This is a genomic window from Plantibacter sp. VKM Ac-2880 (genome assembly GCF_015351235.1).
Lineage (GTDB): Bacteria > Actinomycetota > Actinomycetes > Actinomycetales > Microbacteriaceae > Plantibacter.
Genome location: NZ_JADKSJ010000001.1, coordinates 365,890 through 385,392, shown reverse-complemented (window position 1 = coordinate 385,392; position 19,503 = coordinate 365,890). Strand labels below are relative to the sequence as shown.

General features: G+C 70.6%; 12 protein-coding genes. 10 read left to right on the top strand and 2 right to left on the bottom strand.

Annotated elements, in window-relative coordinates:
• Nucleotides 1–12 precede the first annotated feature (12 nt).
• The 9 genes from ITJ57_RS01790 to ITJ57_RS01750 all read left to right on the top strand — a co-directional run bounded on the left by ITJ57_RS01790 (nt 13) and on the right by ITJ57_RS01750 (nt 14,079).
• On the top strand, nt 13–954 hold the full coding sequence (locus ITJ57_RS01790; protein ID WP_194668575.1) for an ABC transporter permease: 942 nt from the start codon (nt 13–15) through the stop codon (nt 952–954).
• Nucleotides 951–2,810 (top strand): dipeptide/oligopeptide/nickel ABC transporter permease/ATP-binding protein, encoded by a 1,860-nt coding sequence (locus tag ITJ57_RS01785; protein WP_194668574.1) that lies wholly within the window; start codon nt 951–953, stop codon nt 2,808–2,810. Before ITJ57_RS01790 ends, ITJ57_RS01785 begins: the two co-directional genes overlap by 4 nt.
• Nucleotides 2,807–3,658 (top strand): ATP-binding cassette domain-containing protein, encoded by an 852-nt coding sequence (locus ITJ57_RS01780; protein ID WP_194668573.1) that lies wholly within the window; start codon nt 2,807–2,809, stop codon nt 3,656–3,658. The genes ITJ57_RS01785 and ITJ57_RS01780 overlap by 4 nt, the downstream gene beginning before the upstream one ends.
• A 202-nt stretch (nt 3,659–3,860) precedes the next feature.
• A complete protein-coding gene (locus tag ITJ57_RS01775) occupies nt 3,861–6,338 on the top strand; it encodes a beta-glucosidase (RefSeq protein WP_194668572.1) in 2,478 nt (825 codons plus the stop codon).
• Complete coding sequence (locus ITJ57_RS01770) at nt 6,335–9,163, top strand: family 78 glycoside hydrolase catalytic domain (protein ID WP_194668571.1); 2,829 nt, start codon at nt 6,335–6,337, stop codon at nt 9,161–9,163. Before ITJ57_RS01775 ends, ITJ57_RS01770 begins: the two co-directional genes overlap by 4 nt.
• A 111-nt stretch (nt 9,164–9,274) precedes the next feature.
• On the top strand, nt 9,275–11,017 hold the full coding sequence (locus tag ITJ57_RS01765) for a DUF5605 domain-containing protein (RefSeq protein WP_194668570.1): 1,743 nt from the start codon (nt 9,275–9,277) through the stop codon (nt 11,015–11,017).
• 149 nt (nt 11,018–11,166) lie between these two features.
• Entirely contained in the window at nt 11,167–11,517 is a 351-nt protein-coding gene (locus tag ITJ57_RS01760) for a hypothetical protein (RefSeq protein ID WP_194668569.1), read from the top strand.
• Nucleotides 11,518–11,542: 25 nt separating this feature from the next.
• Entirely contained in the window at nt 11,543–13,189 is a 1,647-nt protein-coding gene (locus tag ITJ57_RS01755) for a beta-N-acetylhexosaminidase (protein ID WP_194668568.1), read from the top strand.
• A gap of 146 nt (nt 13,190–13,335) precedes the next feature.
• A complete protein-coding gene (locus ITJ57_RS01750; protein WP_194668567.1) occupies nt 13,336–14,079 on the top strand; it encodes a dienelactone hydrolase family protein in 744 nt (247 codons plus the stop codon).
• Between the two features lie 97 nt (nt 14,080–14,176).
• On the opposite strand, the gene ITJ57_RS01745 is transcribed toward ITJ57_RS01750, so the two are convergent.
• Nucleotides 14,177–15,568 (bottom strand): glycine--tRNA ligase, encoded by a 1,392-nt coding sequence (locus ITJ57_RS01745; protein ID WP_056009877.1) that lies wholly within the window; start codon nt 15,566–15,568, stop codon nt 14,177–14,179.
• Between the two features lie 249 nt (nt 15,569–15,817).
• Between ITJ57_RS01745 and ITJ57_RS01740 the strand changes: the two genes are divergently transcribed.
• Nucleotides 15,818–18,400, top strand: coding sequence for a bifunctional lysylphosphatidylglycerol flippase/synthetase MprF (locus ITJ57_RS01740; RefSeq protein WP_194668566.1), 2,583 nt, complete (start codon nt 15,818–15,820; stop codon nt 18,398–18,400).
• On the opposite strand, the gene ITJ57_RS01735 is transcribed toward ITJ57_RS01740, so the two are convergent.
• Nucleotides 18,390–19,430 (bottom strand): LacI family DNA-binding transcriptional regulator, encoded by a 1,041-nt coding sequence (locus tag ITJ57_RS01735; RefSeq protein WP_228506423.1) that lies wholly within the window; start codon nt 19,428–19,430, stop codon nt 18,390–18,392. The genes ITJ57_RS01740 and ITJ57_RS01735 overlap by 11 nt on opposite strands.
• Nucleotides 19,431–19,503: the final 73 nt, after the last annotated feature.

Genomic DNA, 19,503 nt, shown 5'->3' with positions numbered 1-19,503 from the left:
CTGGAGTGACCCATGCTCGGATTCATCCTCAGACGCCTGGTTTCCGGTGTCGTCCTCATCTTCGTGATCTCCGTGATCGCGTACTCCCTCCTCTACCTCGGCGGCGGCGACATCGCCCGCCGCATCCTCGGCCAGAGCGCCACCGCCGAGACCGTCGCCAAGAAGTCCGCGGAGCTCGGCCTCGACCGCCCGCTCCCCGTGCAGTACGTCGACTGGCTCACCTCGGCCTTCCAGGGCGACCTCGGCCGGTCCTGGTTCACCGGCCAGCTCGTCTCCTCCGGCGTCTCCGGTCGCCTCGCGGTCACGCTCTCGATCGTGCTCGGCGCGACGATCATCGCCGCGATCGTCTCGGTCATCCTCGGTGTCCTCGCCGCCCGACGCGGTGGATGGATCGACAACGTCGTCCAGTTCATCTCCGTCATCGGGTTCGCGATCCCCAGCTTCCTCATCGCCCTCGTGCTCGTCATCACCTTCGCGATCAACCTGCGCCTGTTCAAGGCGACCGGGTACATCCCGATCACCACCTCCTTCGGCGGCTGGGTCACCTCCGTGACGCTGCCGATCATCGCGCTCGCCATCGGCGCCATCGCGACGGTGTCGCAGCAGGTGCGCGGCTCGGTCGTCGACGCGATGTCGAAGGACTACGTGCGCACCCTCCGCAGTCGTGGTCTCGGCACCAATCGCGTGATCTACAAGCACGTGCTCCGGAACGCCGGCGGCCCGGCCCTCGCCGTCCTCGCCGTGCAGTTCATCGGCCTCCTCGGCGGCGCCGTCATCATCGAGCAGATCTTCGCCCTTCCCGGCATCGGTCAGCTCGCCGTGCAGGCGACGACCTCCGGCGACATCCCCATCGTGATGGGCGTCGTCATCGCGACGGCGATCATCGTCGTCGTCGTCAACCTGCTCATCGACCTCGCGCAGGCTGCGCTCAACCCGAAGGTGCGACTGTCATGACCGCCATCGAAACCCCGCTGACCGTCCCGACCCCGCAGGTCCGTGTCAACCTCCTGCGCCGGCTCCTCAAGCGTCCGATCGGCGCCGCGTCGCTCGTGTTCCTCGCCATCGTCGGCGTGATCGCGATCTTCGGACCGCTCATCGCCCCGCAGGACCCGAACCTCGCCTCCCTGCAGCTCGTGCTCGCACCGCCGAGCGCCGACCACCTCCTCGGAGCGGACAGCGCCGGACGCGACGTGCTCTCCCGGCTGCTCGCGGCGACCCAGATCAGCGTCGCCGCGGCGCTCCTCGCCCTCGTCGTCGCGATCGTCATCGGTGTCGTCGCAGGCCTGATCGCCGGGTACTACCAGGGCTGGTTCGACTCCGTGTCGTCCTGGTTCACCGGCCTCATCATGGCGCTGCCCGGCATCGTCGTCCTGCTCGCCGCCCGCGCCGTCCTCGGTCCGTCGGTGTGGATCTCGATGGCGATCTTCGGCATCCTGCTGTCGCCCTCGTACTTCCGGCTCGTGTACGCGGCGGTCACGGCGGTGCGGTCGGAGCTGTACGTCGACGCCGCCCGGGTCTCCGGCCTCAGCGACCCGCGCATCATCGGCAAGCACATCCTGTCGGTCGTCCGCGCACCGATCATCATCCAGTCGGCGATCATCGCCGGCATCGCGATCGCCATCCAGTCCGGCCTCGAGTTCCTCGGACTCGGCGACCTGTCGGTCCCCACCTGGGGTTCGATGCTGAACGACGGCTTCACGAACATCTACAAGGCCCCGATCCTCATGGTGTGGCCGTCGCTCGCGATCGCGCTCACCTGCATCGCGCTCACCCTGCTCGCCAACGCGATGCGCGACGAGCTGGAGCGCACCGTCAGTGTGCGTCGCCGTCGTCGCAAGATCGTGACGACCTCGAAGACGGGCTCGAACACGATCGTCACCCAGTCGATCAGCACCTCGGGCATCTCGGAGGACGAGATCGTCGGAGTGCCGCCCATCCGTCACGACGACGACGCCCGCGCCGCCGTCCGTGCCGAGGAACTCGTCCTCAGCGTCCGCGACCTCCGAGTCGGGTACGACCAGGAGGGTGGCCAGGTCACCGAGGTCGTCCACGGCGTCGACCTCGACATCCGTCGCGGCGAGGTCCACGGTCTCATCGGCGAATCCGGCTCGGGCAAGACCCAGACCGCGTGGGGTGTCCTCGGACTCCTGCCCCGCGGTGGCCGGGTCACCGACGGCACCATCAGCTACGAGGGCACGCGCCTCGACACCCTCGGCGAGCGCGAGTACACGGCCATCCGCGGCAAGCGCATCGGCTACATCCCGCAGGAGCCGATGTCGAACCTCGACCCCGCGTTCACGATCGGCAGCCAGCTGGTCGAACCACTCCGGGTCGCCCTCGGCCTCAGCAAGAAGGACGCGACCGACAAGGCCCTCGCCCTCCTCGAGCGGGTCGGAATCCCCAACCCGAAGCGCACCTTCGCGGCGTACCCGCACGAGGTGTCCGGCGGCATGGCCCAGCGTGTGCTCATCGCCGGCGCCGTGTCCACCGACCCGGACATCATCATCGCGGACGAGCCCACCACGGCGCTCGATGTGACGGTGCAGGCCGAAGTCCTCGACCTGCTGCGCGACCTGCAGGCCGAGCGGCACATGGCGATGCTCCTCGTGACGCACAACTTCGGGGTCGTCGCCGACCTCTGCGACCGGGTCTCGGTCATGCAGAACGGCCTCATCGTCGAGACCGGGCCCGTGCGCTCGATCTTCAACGACGCCCAGCACCCGTACACCCAGTCGCTGCTCGGCGCGATCCTCGACGAGGGTCCCGCCCGGCCGGCGCTCGCGACGAACCTGACAGGAGAGACCCGATGACGACGTCACTGCTCGAGGTGAAGGACCTCGAAGTCGAATACCCGGGCAAGGGGCTCCGCGCCCAGTCCTTCAGTGCGCTCAAGGGGGTCTCGATCGACATCAAGCCCGGCGAGACCGTCGGCCTCGTCGGCGAGTCCGGTTCCGGCAAGACCACCCTCGGCCGTGCCGTGCTTGGCCTCGCCCCGGTGACGGGCGGCAGCATCCGCTACCGCGACCGCGAGATCGGTCACCTGAAGCGCAAGGAGCGCCGGGCGTTGAGCTCGGAGATCCAGGTGGTGTTCCAGGACCCGTACTCCTCGCTGAACCCCTCGCTCACGATCGAGCAGATCCTCACCGAGCCGCTCACCGTCCGTGGGGTCTCCGGAGCGGACGCCCGCAAGCGCGTCGGCACGCTGCTCGACCAGGTGCAACTGCCGACCGGCGCCGCGTCGCGCCTGCCCCGGGAGTTCTCCGGCGGGCAGCGGCAGCGCATCGCGATCGCCCGTGCTCTGGCGCTCGACCCGAAGCTCATCGTCTGCGACGAGCCGGTGTCGGCGCTCGACCTGTCGACGCAGGCCCGCGTGCTCGACCTGTTCATCGACATCCAGGAGCAGACGGGCGTCGCCTACCTCTTCATCTCGCACGACCTCGCGGTCGTCCGGCACATCAGCCACCGGGTGGCGGTCATGTACCACGGCGAGATCGTGGAGTCCGGCGACGGCGACCAGGTGACCGCGCGTCCCGCCCACCCCTACACGCAGCGCCTGTTCATGGCCGCGCCGATCCCGGACCCCGACCGTCAGGAGGACCGCCGCGTCGAGCGTCGCCGCCTCATCGACGAGCAGCGGGCCGCCGAGTCCGCCGCCTGATCCGTCCGGATCACCACGACCGCCCGGTCGGCCGGGGCCAGGAACCTGGCCGGCCGGGCGCACCACCTCCACCCGCCTCGACAGGCTCCGCGACCGGGCTCCGGTCCCTGAGACCCACATCCGGTCCCAGGGACCCACATCCGGTCCCCACATCCGGTCCCTGAGCTTGTCGAAGGGCCACCCCAGAACGGACCCACATCGCATGACCATCACCACTCCCCGCCACGCCGCTCCCACGAAGGCGGTCGACACCGACGCGATCGACGCCCTCGTCGCCCGCCTCGACCTCGAGGAGAAGGTCGCGCTCGTCTCGGGTGCCGACTTCTGGACGACGGTGCCGCTCGAGAAGATCGGCCTGCGGGCCATGGTCCTGTCCGACGGGCCGGCCGGTGTCCGTGGGCCCGTCTGGGACGAGCGCTCGCCCTCGATCAACCTCCCGTCGGCCACCGCATTGGCGTCGTCCTGGGACCCGTCGTTCGCCTACCGCTACGGTGCGGTCGCCGCCGCGGAGGCCCGCCGGAAGGGCGTCGACGTCGTCCTCGGCCCGACCATCAACCTCCACCGCTCGCCCCTCGGCGGCCGCCACTTCGAAGCCTTCAGCGAGGACCCGGAGCTCACCGGCTCCCTCGCCGCCGCCTATGTCAGCGGGCTGCAGGACAACGGGGTCGCCGCGACCCCCAAGCACTACGTCGCGAACGACTCCGAGACCGACCGGTTCACGGTCGACGTGCGGGCCAGTGAACGCGCCCTGCGCGAGCTCTACCTCGCGCCGTTCGAACGCACCGTCACCGAGGCCGGCACCTGGGCGATCATGAGTGCCTACAACTCCGTCGACGGCGTCACGATGAGCGAGAACGACCTCCTCGAGACGCCGCTCAACTCGGAGTGGGGCTTCGACGGCGTCGTCGTCAGCGACTGGACCGGCGTGCGCAGCCTCGGATCCGCGCCGGCCTCGCAGGACCTCGCGATGCCCGGCCCAGCCCCCGCGTGGAGCGAGGCCCTCGTCGCCGCCGTCCGTGACGGCCGGGTGGCCGAGGCCGCCGTCGATCGCAAGGTCGCCCGACTCCTCGCGCTCGCGGTGCGGGTCGGCGCGCTCGGCGAGGAGGCGCTCGCCCCGGCCTCGGTCGACGGCGTCGCCTTCTCGCGGGAGGCGGAGACCGAGGGCGTGGTGCTGCTCACCAACGACGGCACCCTGCCGCTCGAAGCCGCCTCCGTCAACCGGGTCGCCGTCATCGGGCACAACGCCCGCGACTCCCGCACCCAGGGCGGCGGCAGCGCGACGGTGCTCCCCGAGCACACGGTCAGCCCGCTCGAGGGCCTCACGCTCGCCCTCCCCGACGCGACCATCGACTACGCCGTCGGCGCCATCGTGCAGGAGGGGGTCGCCGAACTGCCGCTCGACCGACTCACCAACCCGCGGACGGGTGAGCCGGGTCTCCTCGCCTCCTTCGTCGACGCGACAGGCGCCGAACTCTTCGCCGAGGACCGCCGCTCCACGGCGCTCGTCTGGTTCGGCGGCGACGCCCCGATCGGCACGGCGGCGCAGCTCGTACTCACCACGACGTACACCCCGGAGACCTCCGAGCAGCTCAAGCTCGGCTTCGCCACGGGCCTCCACGGCCGTCTCTTCGTCGACGGCGTCCTCCTCGTGGACGAGCAGCCCGTCATCGTCGGCAACGACCTCGGTGCGGCGCTCCTCGCTCCGCCCTCGGCGACCGGCGCCTTCTCCGCGCAGGCTGAGGTGCCTGTCGAGATCCGGGCCGAGTTCGACCTCACCCCGAGCGAGAACGGCCTCGGGGCGATCAGCGTGACCGTCGGTCGGGCACCCGACGACTCCGACCCGGACGCCCTCATCGCGCAGGCTGTCGAGGCGGCACGTGCTGCGGACGTCGCGGTGGTCGTCGTCGGCACCAACGCGAAGGTCGAGTCCGAGGGGTGGGACCGCAGCGACCTCTCCCTGCCCGGCCGCCAGGACGAGCTCGTGCGCGCCGTCGCCGCGGTGAACCCGCGCACGGTCGTGGTCGTGAACTCCGGCGCACCGGTCCTGCTCCCCTGGAGCGACGACGTCGCCGCCGTGGTCCTCGGTTGGTTCGGTGGCCAGGAGATGGGCAACGCCCTCGCCGACGTCCTCCTCGGTGTCGCGGAGCCGGGTGGGCGCCTGAGCACGACCTGGGCCGCGTCGTTCGACGACGTCCCCGTCCTCGACGTCACGCCGGTGGACGGCGTGCTCCGCTACGAGGAGGGCATCCACATCGGGTACCGGGCGTGGCTGCGCTCGGGTGCTCAGCCCGCGTTCTGGTTCGGTCACGGCCTCGGGTACACGAGCTGGACCATCGACGAAGGCACCGTCTCCGGTGCGGTCGACGCCGGGACCGCCGTCCTCGCCGGCACCGCGACGAACACCGGCGATCGCGCCGGCAAGCACGTCGTCCAGGTGTACGCGGAGCGCGCCGACTCCGCGATCGACCGGCCGGTGCGGTGGCTGGTCGGATCCGCCGTGGTCCGTGCCGAGGCCGGCGAGACCGTCTCCTGGGAGGTCCCGTTGCCCGCTCGCGTGTTCGCCCACTGGGCCGACGGCTGGCAGGTCGAGGCCGGGGACGTCACGCTCCGCATCGGTTCCTCGGTGGTCGACCTCGTCCACGAGACGGTCGTCTCGATCGGCGCGGGGACCGTCCGATGACGGCCGCGGCGACCGGCGCGCGGATCGGGCGGCTGCGGGCGGAGGCCCGCGACGACAGCCCGGCGGTCGCGACGCCGACCCCGCGACTGAGCTGGACGGTCGAGACGCCGGGCACCGACTGGGTGCAGGCCTGGGCCGAGCTGCGCGACGACACCGGCGCGACGGCCCGGGTGGAGGGCCGCGAGTCGGTCCTCGTCGCGTGGCCGTTCGAGCCGCTGGCAGCGCATACGACCCGCACTCTCCAGGTCCGGGCGGGTTCGACGAGCGGTGAGGAGACCCCGTGGAGCACGCCGCTCACCGTCGAGGCCGCGTTCCTCGAGGACGGCGCCTGGGCCGCCGGCTTCATCGGGCTGGCCGCGCCGGAACGGCCCGCGCAGCCCATGCGGGTCCGCCGGTCGTTCACCGTCGACCGACCCGTCCGTCGTGCCCGGCTCTTCTGGACGGCCCTCGGCGCGGCCGAGCCACAGCTGAACGGCACCCTCGTCTCGGCCGACGTCCTCTCCCCCGGCTGGACCGCCTACGGTGACCGGCTCGTGCACGAGACGGTCGACGTCACCGCGCTCATCGAGCCGGGCGAGAACGTCGTCGCAGCGACCGTCGCGGGCGCCTGGTACACGGAACGGTACGGGTTCTTCCAGTTCGCGAAGCGCATCTACGGGGAGCAGCCGCTCGTCGCCGCCCAGCTGCAACTCGACTACACCGACGGCACCTCCGCGACCATCGTCACCGACGACAGTTGGTCGGCCGCAGACGGCGCCGACCTCGTCGACAGCGGGATCTACGCCGGTGAGGCGATCGACACCACGCTCGCCGAACCCGGCTGGGCCACCACGGACTTCGACGCGTCCGGGTGGCCCGCGGCCCTGGTCGACGACGCAGCACGCCCCGTGCCGGAGGCCCGCATCGCCGCGCCCGTCCGCCGTATCGAGGAACGGGCGGTGGCCGAGGTGCTCACGGCGCCGTCCGGTGCGACGATCCTCGACTTCGGGCAGAACCTCGTCGGCCGACTCCGCATCACGGTCTCCGGTCCGCGCGGGACGGTCCTCACCCTCCGGCACGCCGAAGTGCTCGACGCGGGCGAGCTCGCCCTCCGACCACTCCGCAACGCCGCGGCAACCGACCACCTCACCCTCTCGGGCGACGGCGAGCAGACCATCGAGCCGCGCTTCACCTTCCACGGCTTCCGATACGCACAGATCGACGGCTGGCCGGGCGACCTCGACCCGTCGGCGGTCACCGCGGTCGTCCTCCACAGCGACCTCACGCGCACGGGCTGGTTCTCGTCGTCGCACGAGCTGCTCGACCGCCTGCACGAGAACGTCGTCTGGGGCATGCGCGGCAACTTCCTCAGCATCCCCACCGACTGCCCGCAGCGCGACGAGCGCCTGGGCTGGACCGGCGACCTGCAGGTGTTCGCGCCCACCGCGAGCTTCCTCTACGACAGCTCCGCCTTCCTCGACTCCTGGCTGCGCGACCTCGCGCTCGAGCAGGGTCACCAGGACGGCGTCGTCCCGATGGTCGTCCCGGCCGCGCTCTCCGGGTTCGCCGGTGGCGGTCCGACCGCCGCGTGGGGTGACGCCGCGACCGTCGTGCCGTGGGTGCTCCACGAGCGCTACGGCGACCTCTGCGTGCTCCGCGAGCAGTACGCGTCCATGCGGTCGTGGGTCGAGGCCGTCCTCCGCGTCAGCACCGACGGACTCTGGTCGAACACCTTCCAACTCGGCGACTGGCTCGACCCGAGCGCACCGCCGGACCAGCCCGCGAAGGCCCGGGTCGACTCCGACATCGTCGCGAGCGCGTACCACGCCAGGTCGTTGCGGATCCTGTCCGACACCGCCGCCCTCCTCGGCGAAACGGCGGACGCCGAGCACTACGGCGCCCTGGCCGACCGGAGCCGAGCCGCGTTCGGCGCCGAGTACGTGACGCCGGCCGGCCGCATGATGTCGGACGCACCGACCGCGTACGCCCTCGCCCTCCGGTTCGACCTCGTGGACGACCCCGAGGTGCGGCAGCGGCTCGCCGACCGGCTCGCGGACCTCGTGCGCGCCGACGGCTACCGCATCGGCACCGGGTTCGTCGGGACGCCGCTCATCACCGACGCCCTCACCGACGGCGGTCACCTCCGCGCCGCCGGCCGCCTCATGCTGCAGACCGAGAACCCGTCGTGGTTGTCGCCCGTCACGAAGGGCGCGACCACGATCTGGGAACGCTGGGACAGCCTGCTGGAGGACGGCTCGGTGAACCCCGGCGAGATGACCTCCTTCAACCACTACGCCCTTGGTGCCGTCGCCGACTGGCTGCACCGCACGGTCGCGGGGCTCGCTCCCGCAGCTCCCGGCTACCGGGAGCTGCGCATCGCCCCACAGCCGATCGACGGGCTCGACCACGCCGAGGCCCGGCACCTCACCCCGTACGGACCGGCGTCCGTCGCCTGGCGCCGCGAGGGCTCGTCGCTCGTGGTCACGGCGGAGGTCCCGCCGAACACGACGGCGACGGTCGAGCTGCCCGGCGCACCGGGCGAGACGGTGGGCTCGGGTCGGCACGAGTGGACCGTGCCGGTGGTCGAGACGGTCGCGGTCGACGACACCGTCGAGCTCGGCCTCGAGTCACCGCTTTCGGAGATCATCGACCGGCCGGCCGCCTACGACGCCCTCCTGACGGCGGTGGCCCGGCACGATCAGGCCAAGGCCGAGGAGATCCGGCGTGGGACGCAGTGGAGCCGCGGTCGGACCGTCCGGCAGCTCCTCATGTTCACGCCGCCGACCATGCTCGACGACGTCGCGGCCGACCTGGCCGCCGTGTCCGCCGCGGAGGTTGCGCGATAAACGCCACCCGGCTGTTTCACGTGCAACACTCGCACCACCTGTCCCACCAGCACCGTGACCAGCACCACCGTTCACCCACCGCCGACCTGGTCGGCTGATCACTGGAGATCCATGTTCGACCGCAGCTCAGCTTTCGGAGACGTCCTCACCAGCCCGGCCGGCCGTGCCGTCCTGGAGGTGTTCCTGCCCGGGATCGCGGCATCGCCGATGGCGAAGCAGTTCACGAGCATCCGTCTCGGCCAGCTCTCGGCGATCGTCCCCGAGCTCGCCGACGACGAGGCGAAGGAACGCCTGTGGGCGGCGTTGGCCGAGGTCGACGACGGCCCGGACGCACGCGCACCCTACGGTCAGGCGATCGAGCCGGACACCGAGTACGAGAGCGAGGAGGTCGAGCGCGGCTCGGCGGTCGTGACGGTGCCGGGCACCGTCCCGCAGTACGGTGTGGTCGAGGTCCGGCTGGACGGCCCGTCGCACGGCAACCCGTTCGTCGACGTCGAGCTCGGTGCGACGTTGACGGACGGCTCACGTGAACTCACCGTCGGCGGCTTCTACGACGGCGACGGCCGCTACCTCCTGCGACTGCTCGCCGAGGAGCCGGGCGAGTGGACGTTCACGACGACCTCGACCGCGCGATCGCTCGACGGGATCACCGGGACGGTGACGGTCGGTGCCGCCGAGCCGGGGCACCACGGCCCGGTCCGGGTGGACGGGTTCCACTTCGCGCACGCCGACGGCACCCGGCACCGGCCGCTCGGGACGACCGCGTACGCCTGGACGCACCAGACGGAGGAACTCCAGGAGGCGACGCTCGCCACCCTGGCCGATGCGCCGTTCACGAAGATCCGCATGTGCGTGTTCCCGAAGTCGTACCTCTACAACGCGAACGAACCCACGTCGTTCCCCTTCGTCGGTTCCCTGGCCGAGGGCTTCGACGTCGAGCGGTTCGACCCGGCGTACTGGGCCAACCTGGAGCACCGCATCGCCCAGCTCGGGGCATTGGGCATCGAGGCGGACCTCATCCTCTTCCACGCCTACGACCGGTGGGGCTTCGCCGACCTCGGCCCGGCCGTCGACGAGCGGTACCTCCGCTACGCGGTCCGCCGGCTCGCCGCCTTCGCCAACGTGTGGTGGTCCATGGCGAACGAGTACGACCTCCTGTGGGCGAAGACGACCGACGACTGGGAGCGCTTGGCCGCGGTCGTCGGCGACGAGGACCCGCACGGGCACCTCAACTCGATCCACAACTGCCAGGGCTTCTACGACTATACGAAGCCGTGGATCACGCACTGCAGCGTACAGCGGGTGGACGTGTACCGCACCGCCGAGAACACCGACCTCTGGCGGCAGCAGTGGGGCAAGCCGATCGTCATCGACGAGTGCGCGTACGAGGGCGACATCGACCAGGGGTGGGGCAACATCACCGGCGAGGAGATGGTGCGACGGTTCTGGGAGGGCGCGATCCGCGGCGGGTACGTCGGTCACGGCGAGACGTACCTCAACGAGCGCGAGGAGCTGTTCTGGTCGAAGGGCGGACCGCTCATCGGATCGAGCCCGGACCGCATCGCGTTCCTCGAGCGCATCTCGGCGGAGTCCCCGACGGGGGTGCTCGACCCGCTCCCGGGCGACTGGGATGTGCCGTGGGGCGGGGTCGCCGGACGTTACGTGATCGGGTACTTCGGGTTCAACCGTCCGCGGTTCCGGAACGTGTTCCTCCCGGAGGGCGAGTTCCACGTCGACGTGCTCGACACCTGGAACATGACCGTGGAGACGCTGCCCGGCACGTTCTCCGGGACCGTCCGTGTCGACCTCCCCGGCCGGCAGTTCATGGCGGTGCGTCTCCGTCGCGTGGAGTGACCCCCGGTCGGTGACCCGCTCCTCCTCCGGTCACTGAGCCTGTCGAAGTGCCCCCGTTGACAGGTTTGTTCGGACCACTTACAGTTGTCGGGCATTCGCGCAACCTGCGTTGCATTATGCGCAACCGCTCGACGACTGGAGTGCGACCCATGGACGACGGAACCGGCACCATCCTGCTGCGCAGCGTCCTCCGCGGCACGGCGCTCACGGCGCTGCTGCCGAGCTGGGTGACCGGCGGCGGGGGCGACGCGGTCCTCGACCGCCTGCGCGACGACGCCGTCGTCGCCGAGCTCGAGCGCTCCTTCGCCGAGCCGCCCGTCGCCGAGCGCGTCGACTGGTCGGCCGTGCGGATCGCCCAGGTCTCGCACCCCGATCTGCAGGAGCTCGTCGGCCGCAGCATCGCCGACCTCGCCGTCGAAGCGGGTCAGACGCCGCTCACGGTCGTCTCGGATACGCTGATCGCCGACCGCCTCACCACGCTCGTCGACACCCGCGCCTGAGCACGTCCACCCGAGGAGACCACCGATGCTTCCCCTGCCGACGACCGTCCACCAGCACGACGGCGCGTTCACGCTCCGCGACACGACCGGCCTCGGCGGGGACCGCCGCTTCACGGCGGCGAGCCGCTGGTTGCGCGAGGTCCTGCAGGCATCGACGGGCTACGACCTCGACGCCCGCATCGACCTGCGGACCGACAGCATCGCGTTCATCCACGAGGACGGCCTGGCCGCCGGCGGCTACCGTCTGACGGTGAGCGAGGCGGGTGTGCGGATCGTCGCATCCGACGCGTCGGGGGCCTTCTCCGGAGCGGTGACCCTCACCCAGCTCCTGCCGCCCGCCGTCAACCGCCGGGCGCTCGTGCAGGGCGTCGACTGGACCGTGCCGGCCACGACGATCGAGGACGCACCCCGCTTCGGCTGGCGCGGCGTCATGCTCGACGTCGCCCGGCACTTCCTCCCGAAGGCCGACGTCCTCCGCTTCATCGACCTCGCCGCGCGACACAAGCTGAACGTCCTCCACTTCCACCTGACCGACGACCAGGGGTGGCGTATCCAGATCGACGCCTTCCCGAAGCTCACCGAGGTGGGCGGTTGGCGAACGGAGAGCCAGCACGGCGCCGCACGGCACGCACCGGGCGATGGCCGGCCCCACGGCGGCTTCTACACGAAGGACGACCTCCGCGAGATCGTCGCCTACGCCGCAGCCCGCTCGATCACCGTCGTCCCCGAGGTCGATCTGCCCGGCCACGCGCGAGCCATCATCGCCGCCTATCCGGAACTCGCGGTCCCCGACGTCGCCCAGGACCCCGACGAGCCGTCGGTGTGGACGCGCTGGGGCATCAACGAGGCGATCCTCGACATGGGCGAGGCGACCGTCGACTTCTTCCGCACGGTGTTCGACGAGGTGATGGAGCTGTTCCCCTCCACCTTCATCGGTGTCGGCGGCGACGAGGCGAAGAAGACCCGCTGGGCGGCGAGCCCGAGCACGCAGGCCCTCATGGCCGAGCGCGGGCTCGCCTCCGTGGAAGAGCTGCAGGCCTGGTTCATCCGCCAGCTCGAGACGCACCTGTCCGCGGCCGGCCGGCGGCTCTACGGTTGGGACGAGATCCTCGAGGGCGGCGGGCTGCCGAAGGACGCGACCGTCGCCTCGTGGCGCGGTGAGTTCGGTGCGGTCGTGGCCGCGCGCCAGGGCTACGACGTCATCGCCTGCCCGGACGACCGCGTGTACCTCGACTACCGGGAGTCCGACGACCCGCGCGAGCCCATCCCGGTCGGCCCGCCGCTCACCGTCGCCGAGGTCTACACCTTCGAGCCCGTGCCCGCTGAGCTCACGGAGGCGGAGGGCGCGCACGTCATCGGCGTGCAGGCGAACATCTGGACCGAGCACATGGACTCGGCGCGGGTGATCGACTACCACGCGTACCCGCGACTGTGCGCGCTCGCGGAGGTGGCGTGGGTCGGTCGGGAACGCGACCTCGCGGGGTTCGAGGAACGTCTCGGGCAGCACCTGGCCCGGCTCGACGCGCTCGGGGTCGAGTACCGGCGGGCGTCGGGTCCGCTGCCGTGGCAGGAACGTCCCGACGCCGAGGGCCGTCCTTCCACGCGCGAGCAGCGTGCCGCCCTCGTCGAGGAACTCACGAAGGACATCCGCGCCGAGCGCGCCGACCCCTGAGCCAGCACCTCGGTCCCTGAGCTTGTCGAAGGGCCCGGTCCCTGAGCTTGTCGAAGGGCCCGGTCCCTGAGCTTGTCGAAGGGCGCCCACTGTCCACCCAGCGCAACCCCCAGGTGTCGCGGAGGGTCGGCTGGAACACTGGCGACATGACCACCATCACGCTGACCAAGGGCGTCACCGCCTACCGCGCCGACCCTCCGAAGGGCGTCGAACTCCGCGGCGGGCTCGTCCTCATCCACGAGATCTGGGGGCTCGTCCCGCACATCATCGACGTCGCCGACCGCTTCGCCGCGGAGGGCTACATCGTCGTCGCGCCCGACATCCTGAGCGGCGCCGGGGTCACTCCCGAGATCGGTACGGAGCTGCAGGAGCTGGTGTTCAGTGGCGACGAGGCGACCCGCACGGCCGCCCAGCCGCGGTTCCGCGAGGCACTGTCGGTGGCGAAGTCGCCGGAGTACGCCGAGGAGGCGCTCGGGTACCTCGGCAAGGCCGTCGACGTCCTGTTCGACGAGGACGGTGTCGACGGACGCGTCGCCGTGGTCGGGTTCTGCTTCGGTGGCGGGTACAGCTTCGCGCTCGCGGCCGCCGACCGTCGCATCCGCGCCGCCGTCCCGTTCTACGGGTACCCGCCGGAGCCCGAGGCCGTCACGTCGATCGCCTGCCCGGTGCTCGCGTTCTACGGCGACCAGGACGAGGACCTCATGAAGAGCCTCCCCGACCTCACGACCACGATGGAGGACGCGCGCGTCGAGTTCACGGCCACCGTCTACCCCGAGGCCGGACACGCGTTCTTCAACGACACCAACACGATCACCTACCGCGAGGACGCGGCCGCCGACGCCTGGGTCAAGACGCTCGCGTTCCTCGACACCTCGCTCGGCAACGCCTAGCCCCGAGCAATCGGCCCCCGTTCGCCCATTCCTGGGCGAACGAACGCCCGCTCGCCCAGGAATGGGCGAGCGGGCGTTCGTGTGGAGCGGTGGAGTCCTACGCGCCCTTGAGGCGCGTGGCGAGGTAGGCGTACAGCTCGTCGATCGCGACGCGCTCCTGCTGCATGCTGTCGCGGTCACGGACCGTCACCGCGTTGTCCTCGAGGGAGTCGAAGTCCACCGTGACGCAGAACGGGGTGCCGATCTCGTCCTGACGGCGATAGCGGCGCCCGATCGCGCCCGAGTCGTCGAAGTCGATGTTCCAGGAGCCACGCAGCTCGTCGCCGATCTGGCGGGCGAGCGGCGAGAGCGCCTCGTTGCGAGACAACGGCAGCACGGCGACCTTCACCGGTGCGAGGCGCGGGTCGAGGTGCAGCACGGTGCGCTTCTCGATCTTGCCCTTGGCGTTCGGCGGCAGCTCCTGCTCCTCGTAGGCGTCGACGAGGAAGGCCATGAGCGCACGCGTCAGGCCGAAGGACGGCTCGATGACGTACGGGATGTACCGCTCGTTCTTGGCCTGGTCGAAGTAGCTGAGGTCCTTGCCCGAGCTCTCAGCGTGCACCTTGAGGTCGTAGTCGGTGCGGTTCGCGACGCCCATGAGCTCGCCCCACTCGCTGCCGGCGAAGCCGAACTTGTACTCGATGTCGACGGTGCGCTTCGAGTAGTGTGCGAGCTTCTCCTGCGGGTGCTCGAACCAACGGATGTTGTCGGGCGTCATGCCGAGGTCGATGAACCACGCCCAGCAGAGGTCCATCCACGTCTGCTGCCACTCGTCGTCCGTGCCGGGCTCGACGAAGAACTCGATCTCCATCTGCTCGAACTCGCGGGTCCGGAAGATGAAGTTGCCGGGGGTGATCTCGTTGCGGAACGCCTTGCCGATCTGGCCGATGCCGAACGGCGGCTTCTTGCGTGCCGTCTGCAGGACGTTCGAGAAGTTGGTGAAGATGCCCTGCGCGGTCTCCGGGCGCAGGTAGTGCAGGCCCGACTCGTCGTCGACGACACCGAGGAACGTCTTCAACAGACCGGACATCTGGCGGATCTCGGTCCACTGGCCGATCTTCGACGGGTGCTCAGGGTCGGGGATGTCGGCGAGGCCGTTCTCCGGCGGGTGGCCGTGCTCGGCCTCGTACGCCTCGAAGAGGTGGTCGGCCCGGTAGCGCTTGTGGGTGATGAGCGATTCGGTCAGCGGGTCGCTGAAGACCTTGACGTGACCGGACGCCTCCCAGACGGCGGTGGGGAGGATGACGGCGGAGTCGAGACCCACCATGTCGCCGCGGCCGCGCACGAAGGCGTTCCACCACTGCTTCTTGATGTTCTCCTTGAGCTCCACGCCGAGGGGCCCGTAGTCCCACGCCGACCGGGTTCCGCCGTAGATGTCGCCGGAGGGGAAGACGAACCCTCGGTGCTGCGCCAGGGTGACGACGGAATCGAGTCGGGACTGCTCTGCCATGTGGACCTCTCCATGCCGCTACTCGCGGCGGTGTCTTCGGTGCTGACGCCTGGCTGGCGCCCGCTCCCGGAACCCTCCAATCCTACGGGCGCGTCGCTGAGCACCACCAAACCGGGCACGAGCGGCGGACCCGCGGCCCCACGGCGCGCACCTCCGCCGTGAAGCCGCCCGGCGGACTCGCCAAGTCAGCTCCCCGCAGGCCATGATCGTGAGGAGTGGCACGCCGGACAGCACGGCGGAAGGGACATCATGAGCTCGAGCGAGACACCGGGGACGGGCGCACCTCCCACAGCGACGGGCACGACATCGACGGAGTCGCGGCGATCACGCACCGCCGCACGGCTCGCGGGCTTCCAGGCGTCAGCCGTCCGGTTCGTCCGAGGGACGCCCGTGAGCTTCGGGCTCGCAGCGATCATCCTCGTCCTCGCGGTCCTGACCGGCACGGCGACCGGACCCGCTTCGACGGCGGTCCAGGAGCAGTGGGCCGCCGGGTTCGCGACGACCGTCCAGGCCGGGCACTGGTGGACGCCGCTCAGCGCCCTGGTCATCGCCTGGGACCCCTTCCAACTCGTCTTCGCCGTCCTCGGCGCCGTCGGGCTGCTCGGGGTCGCCGAACGCCTCATGGGTTCGCGGCGCACCCTCTGGATCTTCCTCGTCCTCGGGGTGGCCGGCACGCTCGTGGGCATCGGCCTGCAGGCGATCGGGGCCGCCATCGGCGAACTCTGGGCGATCACCGTGGAGCTCGACCTGACGCTCGACCCCTTCGTCGGCATCGTGGGTGCGCTGCTCGCGGCGAGCGCCTTCGCCCTCCCCCTCTGGCGACGACGCATCCGGGTGATCACGATCGGGTTCATCCTCATGTTCGTGCTCTACAACGGCGACACGACCGACGTGTACCGGCTCATCGCCGCCATGCTCGGGCTCGTGCTCGGGCGGGTGCTCGCGCGGGCCCTGGGCCGGCAGCGCACCCGCTGGAACCGCAGCTCGCACCAGGAGACGAGGACACTGCTGGCGGCGACGATCTCGGTGTCGGCGATCGGGCCGCTCATCTCGATCATCTCCCCCAACGCGATCGGCCTGCTCTCCTACCTCGGGAACGTGTTCAGCGACACCGTCCCGGACTACGACGAGGTCATGGGCCGCTGCGCAGCGAGCTTCACCGACGAGTGCAACCGTGAGATCGCGATCGCGAGCCAGGCCGGGACGGGGTCCCTCGTGCTGACCTTCGTGCCGCTCGTGCTCCTCGTCGTCGCGGCGATCGGCCTGCGCAACGGCCGGCGGTTCGCGCTCATCCTCACGATCGTCGTGAAGTTCGCCCTCGCCGTCATCGGCGCGTTCGCGTTCGTGTACGCGCTCCGCTTCGACCAGAACGGGACGGACCTGTGGGAGATCCTGCTGTGGGGTGCCGCCGCGCTCGTCGTCCCGTTGGCGCTCGCCCTGCTGCTCATCGCGCAGCGCCGGCACTTCCAAGTGCGTGCGCCCCGTGACGCCCGTCGCGAGTTCGTGTTCACCGTCGTGTTCGCGTTCGTCGTACTGCTCGTCGGCGAGCTGCTCATCGGGTGGATCAACCGCGCCACGTTCCTCCCGGAGCCGGCGGGTGTCGACACCCTCCTGTCCGACGTGCCTCGCCGGTTCCTGCCCGGGGTGTTCCTCGGCTCGCTCGGGAGCCCCACCTTCCCCACGGACGGGCTCACCGTGTTCGCGTTCGAGTGGGTCGGCCCCATCTTCTGGGCGGTGTTCCTGCTCGCGATGCTCCGGCTGTTCGCCGCGACCGGACCGGCGACGCACCAGGGGGACGGCGCCCGCATCCGGCAGCTCCTCAAGCAGGGCGGCGGCGGCACCATGGGGTTCATGGCGACCTGGCCGGGCAACGACTACTGGTTCGCCGACGACGGCCGCAGCGCGGTCGCGTACCGGGTGATCAACGGCATCGCGATCACGATGTCCGATCCGATCGCGCCAGGGTCCGACGGCCGCTCCACGATCCGCGGGTTCGCCGAGTTCTGCGACGCGAACAGCTGGATCCCGGTGTTCTACAGCGTCCACGAGCAGTACCTGCCGGTGTTCGCGGAGCTCGACTGGCAGGTCATGTCGGTCGGCGAGGAGACCCTCATGCACCCGCCGACCTTCGAGCTCACCGGGAAGCCGTGGCAGAAGGTGCGGCAGGCCCTCAACCGTGGCATCAAGGAGGGGCTGACGACGCTCTGGACCACCTGGGACGAGCTGCCGTTGGCGATGGTCAACGAGATCACGTCGATCTCCGAGCAGTGGGTGGCGGAGAAGGAGCTCCCGGAGATGGGCTTCACGCTCGGGGCCGTGGAGGAGCTGAAGGACCCGGAGGTCGCCCTCATGCTCGCGATCGGGCCCGACGGACGACTGCAGGCGATCACGAGCTGGTTGCCGTCCTACCGCGACGGGCGCGTCGTCGGGTGGACGATCGACTTCATGCGCCGCGCCGACGGCAGCCTGAACGGGGTCATGGAGTTCCTCATCGCCTCGGCCGCGCTGCACATGCGCGAGACGGGGGTCGAGGTGCTGTCGCTCTCCGGCGCTCCGCTGGCCACGAAACCGCTCCGGCCGGGTGAGACGCCGCCGCCGGCGACCGCGATGACGCGCCTGATGGACTTCCTCGCGAAGACCCTCGAGCCCGCCTACGGGTTCTCCTCGCTGTTCCGGTTCAAGGCGAAGTTCAACCCGACGTACGAGACCATCTACATGACCTACTCGGACCCGCTCGCGCTCCCGCTCATCGGCACGGCCGTCGGCAAGGCCTACCTCCCCGACGTCTCCCCGAAGGAGGCCATCGCGCTCGTCCGCACCCTCAGCCGCTGAGCCGGGCTCGCCCGTTCGCCACCGGCGGCGGAGCGAGTGACTCGCCTTCGAGGAACGGACCCTTCACGAGCTCGTGGCGGAGTTCGCCGAGCGTGCCGTCGAGGCGGCCGACGAGCGTCTCCACGCCCATGCGTCCGAGTTCCGTTGCGGGGAGCAGTGTGACGGCGAGCGCCGGATCGGCCGCCTCCGACACCTCGCGCGTCGAGCCGATGAGGACGACGGACAGCTCATCCGGGATCGAGACGCCGAGCTTGCCGAGTTCGCTCACGAGGCCGAGGGCCGCCCGGTCGTTGAGGACGAGGATCGCCGTGACCTCGGGGGCCTCGGCCACGAGGGTCGCCGCGAGCGCGCGACCGCCGGCGGGATCCGGGGCGCACCGGAGGGTCCGGCCGCGGAGGCCGCGCTCGTCGCAGACGGCGTGGAACGTCTCCTGCACGCGCACGACCGGGCCGTAGCCGTCGAGCCCCTCGCGTTCCACCTCTTCGACGAGGACGAACTCCCGATGCCCGAGCTCCTGGAGCCGGTCGATCGACTGCTCCACCATGCCTTCGAAGTCGACGTCGACGTAGTCGAGGCCGGAGGGGTCGCGCGTGCGGCCGATGAGCGTCAGCGGGGTCCGCGCCGCCAGCAACCTGTCGACCCGGTGGTCGTCGAGCCGCACCTCCATGAGGATCACGCCGTCGATGAGGCCGTCCGAGGTGAGTTCACGGAGCGCTCCGGGGTCGCTCGGCTCCGGCCAGAGGACAACGGTATACCCGAGCTCCGAGGCCGCCTCGGCGGCACCGGTGAAGAAGCGGGCCGCGGTGTCCGACAGTCGGTGCTGCAGGACGGGGAAGAGCAGCGCGATCATGCGGGTGCGTCGGCTCGCGAGCGCCCTGGCGACCGCGTTCCGTCGGAAGTCCAGCTCGACCATGGCCGACTCGACCCGGAGGCGGGTGGCCGGGGACACGGGCTTCGAGTCGTTGACGACGAACGAGACGGTGGCGACGGAGACTCCGGCGAGCCGCGCGACGTCACGCATCGTTGCCATGGGTCCCCGCTCACGTGCTCTGGTGTCCGGCAAGTCTCTCACGGATCACGATTCGGTAAACCGGTTAAATTCA

What these genes read in the sequence shown, in the direction of transcription:
- ITJ57_RS01790 (WP_194668575.1), top strand. Translation starts at nt 13, where the DNA reads ATGCTCGGATTCATCCTCAGACGCCTGGTTTCCGGTGTCGTCCTCATC.
- ITJ57_RS01785 (WP_194668574.1), top strand. Translation starts at nt 951, where the DNA reads ATGACCGCCATCGAAACCCCGCTGACCGTCCCGACCCCGCAGGTCCGT.
- ITJ57_RS01780 (WP_194668573.1), top strand. Translation starts at nt 2,807, where the DNA reads ATGACGACGTCACTGCTCGAGGTGAAGGACCTCGAAGTCGAATACCCG.
- ITJ57_RS01775 (WP_194668572.1), top strand. Translation starts at nt 3,861, where the DNA reads ATGACCATCACCACTCCCCGCCACGCCGCTCCCACGAAGGCGGTCGAC.
- ITJ57_RS01770 (WP_194668571.1), top strand. Translation starts at nt 6,335, where the DNA reads ATGACGGCCGCGGCGACCGGCGCGCGGATCGGGCGGCTGCGGGCGGAG.
- ITJ57_RS01765 (WP_194668570.1), top strand. Translation starts at nt 9,275, where the DNA reads ATGTTCGACCGCAGCTCAGCTTTCGGAGACGTCCTCACCAGCCCGGCC.
- ITJ57_RS01760 (WP_194668569.1), top strand. Translation starts at nt 11,167, where the DNA reads ATGGACGACGGAACCGGCACCATCCTGCTGCGCAGCGTCCTCCGCGGC.
- ITJ57_RS01755 (WP_194668568.1), top strand. Translation starts at nt 11,543, where the DNA reads ATGCTTCCCCTGCCGACGACCGTCCACCAGCACGACGGCGCGTTCACG.
- ITJ57_RS01750 (WP_194668567.1), top strand. Translation starts at nt 13,336, where the DNA reads ATGACCACCATCACGCTGACCAAGGGCGTCACCGCCTACCGCGCCGAC.
- ITJ57_RS01745 (WP_056009877.1), bottom strand. Translation starts at nt 15,568, where the DNA reads ATGGCAGAGCAGTCCCGACTCGATTCCGTCGTCACCCTGGCGCAGCAC.
- ITJ57_RS01740 (WP_194668566.1), top strand. Translation starts at nt 15,818, where the DNA reads ATGAGCTCGAGCGAGACACCGGGGACGGGCGCACCTCCCACAGCGACG.
- ITJ57_RS01735 (WP_228506423.1), bottom strand. Translation starts at nt 19,430, where the DNA reads ATGGCAACGATGCGTGACGTCGCGCGGCTCGCCGGAGTCTCCGTCGCC.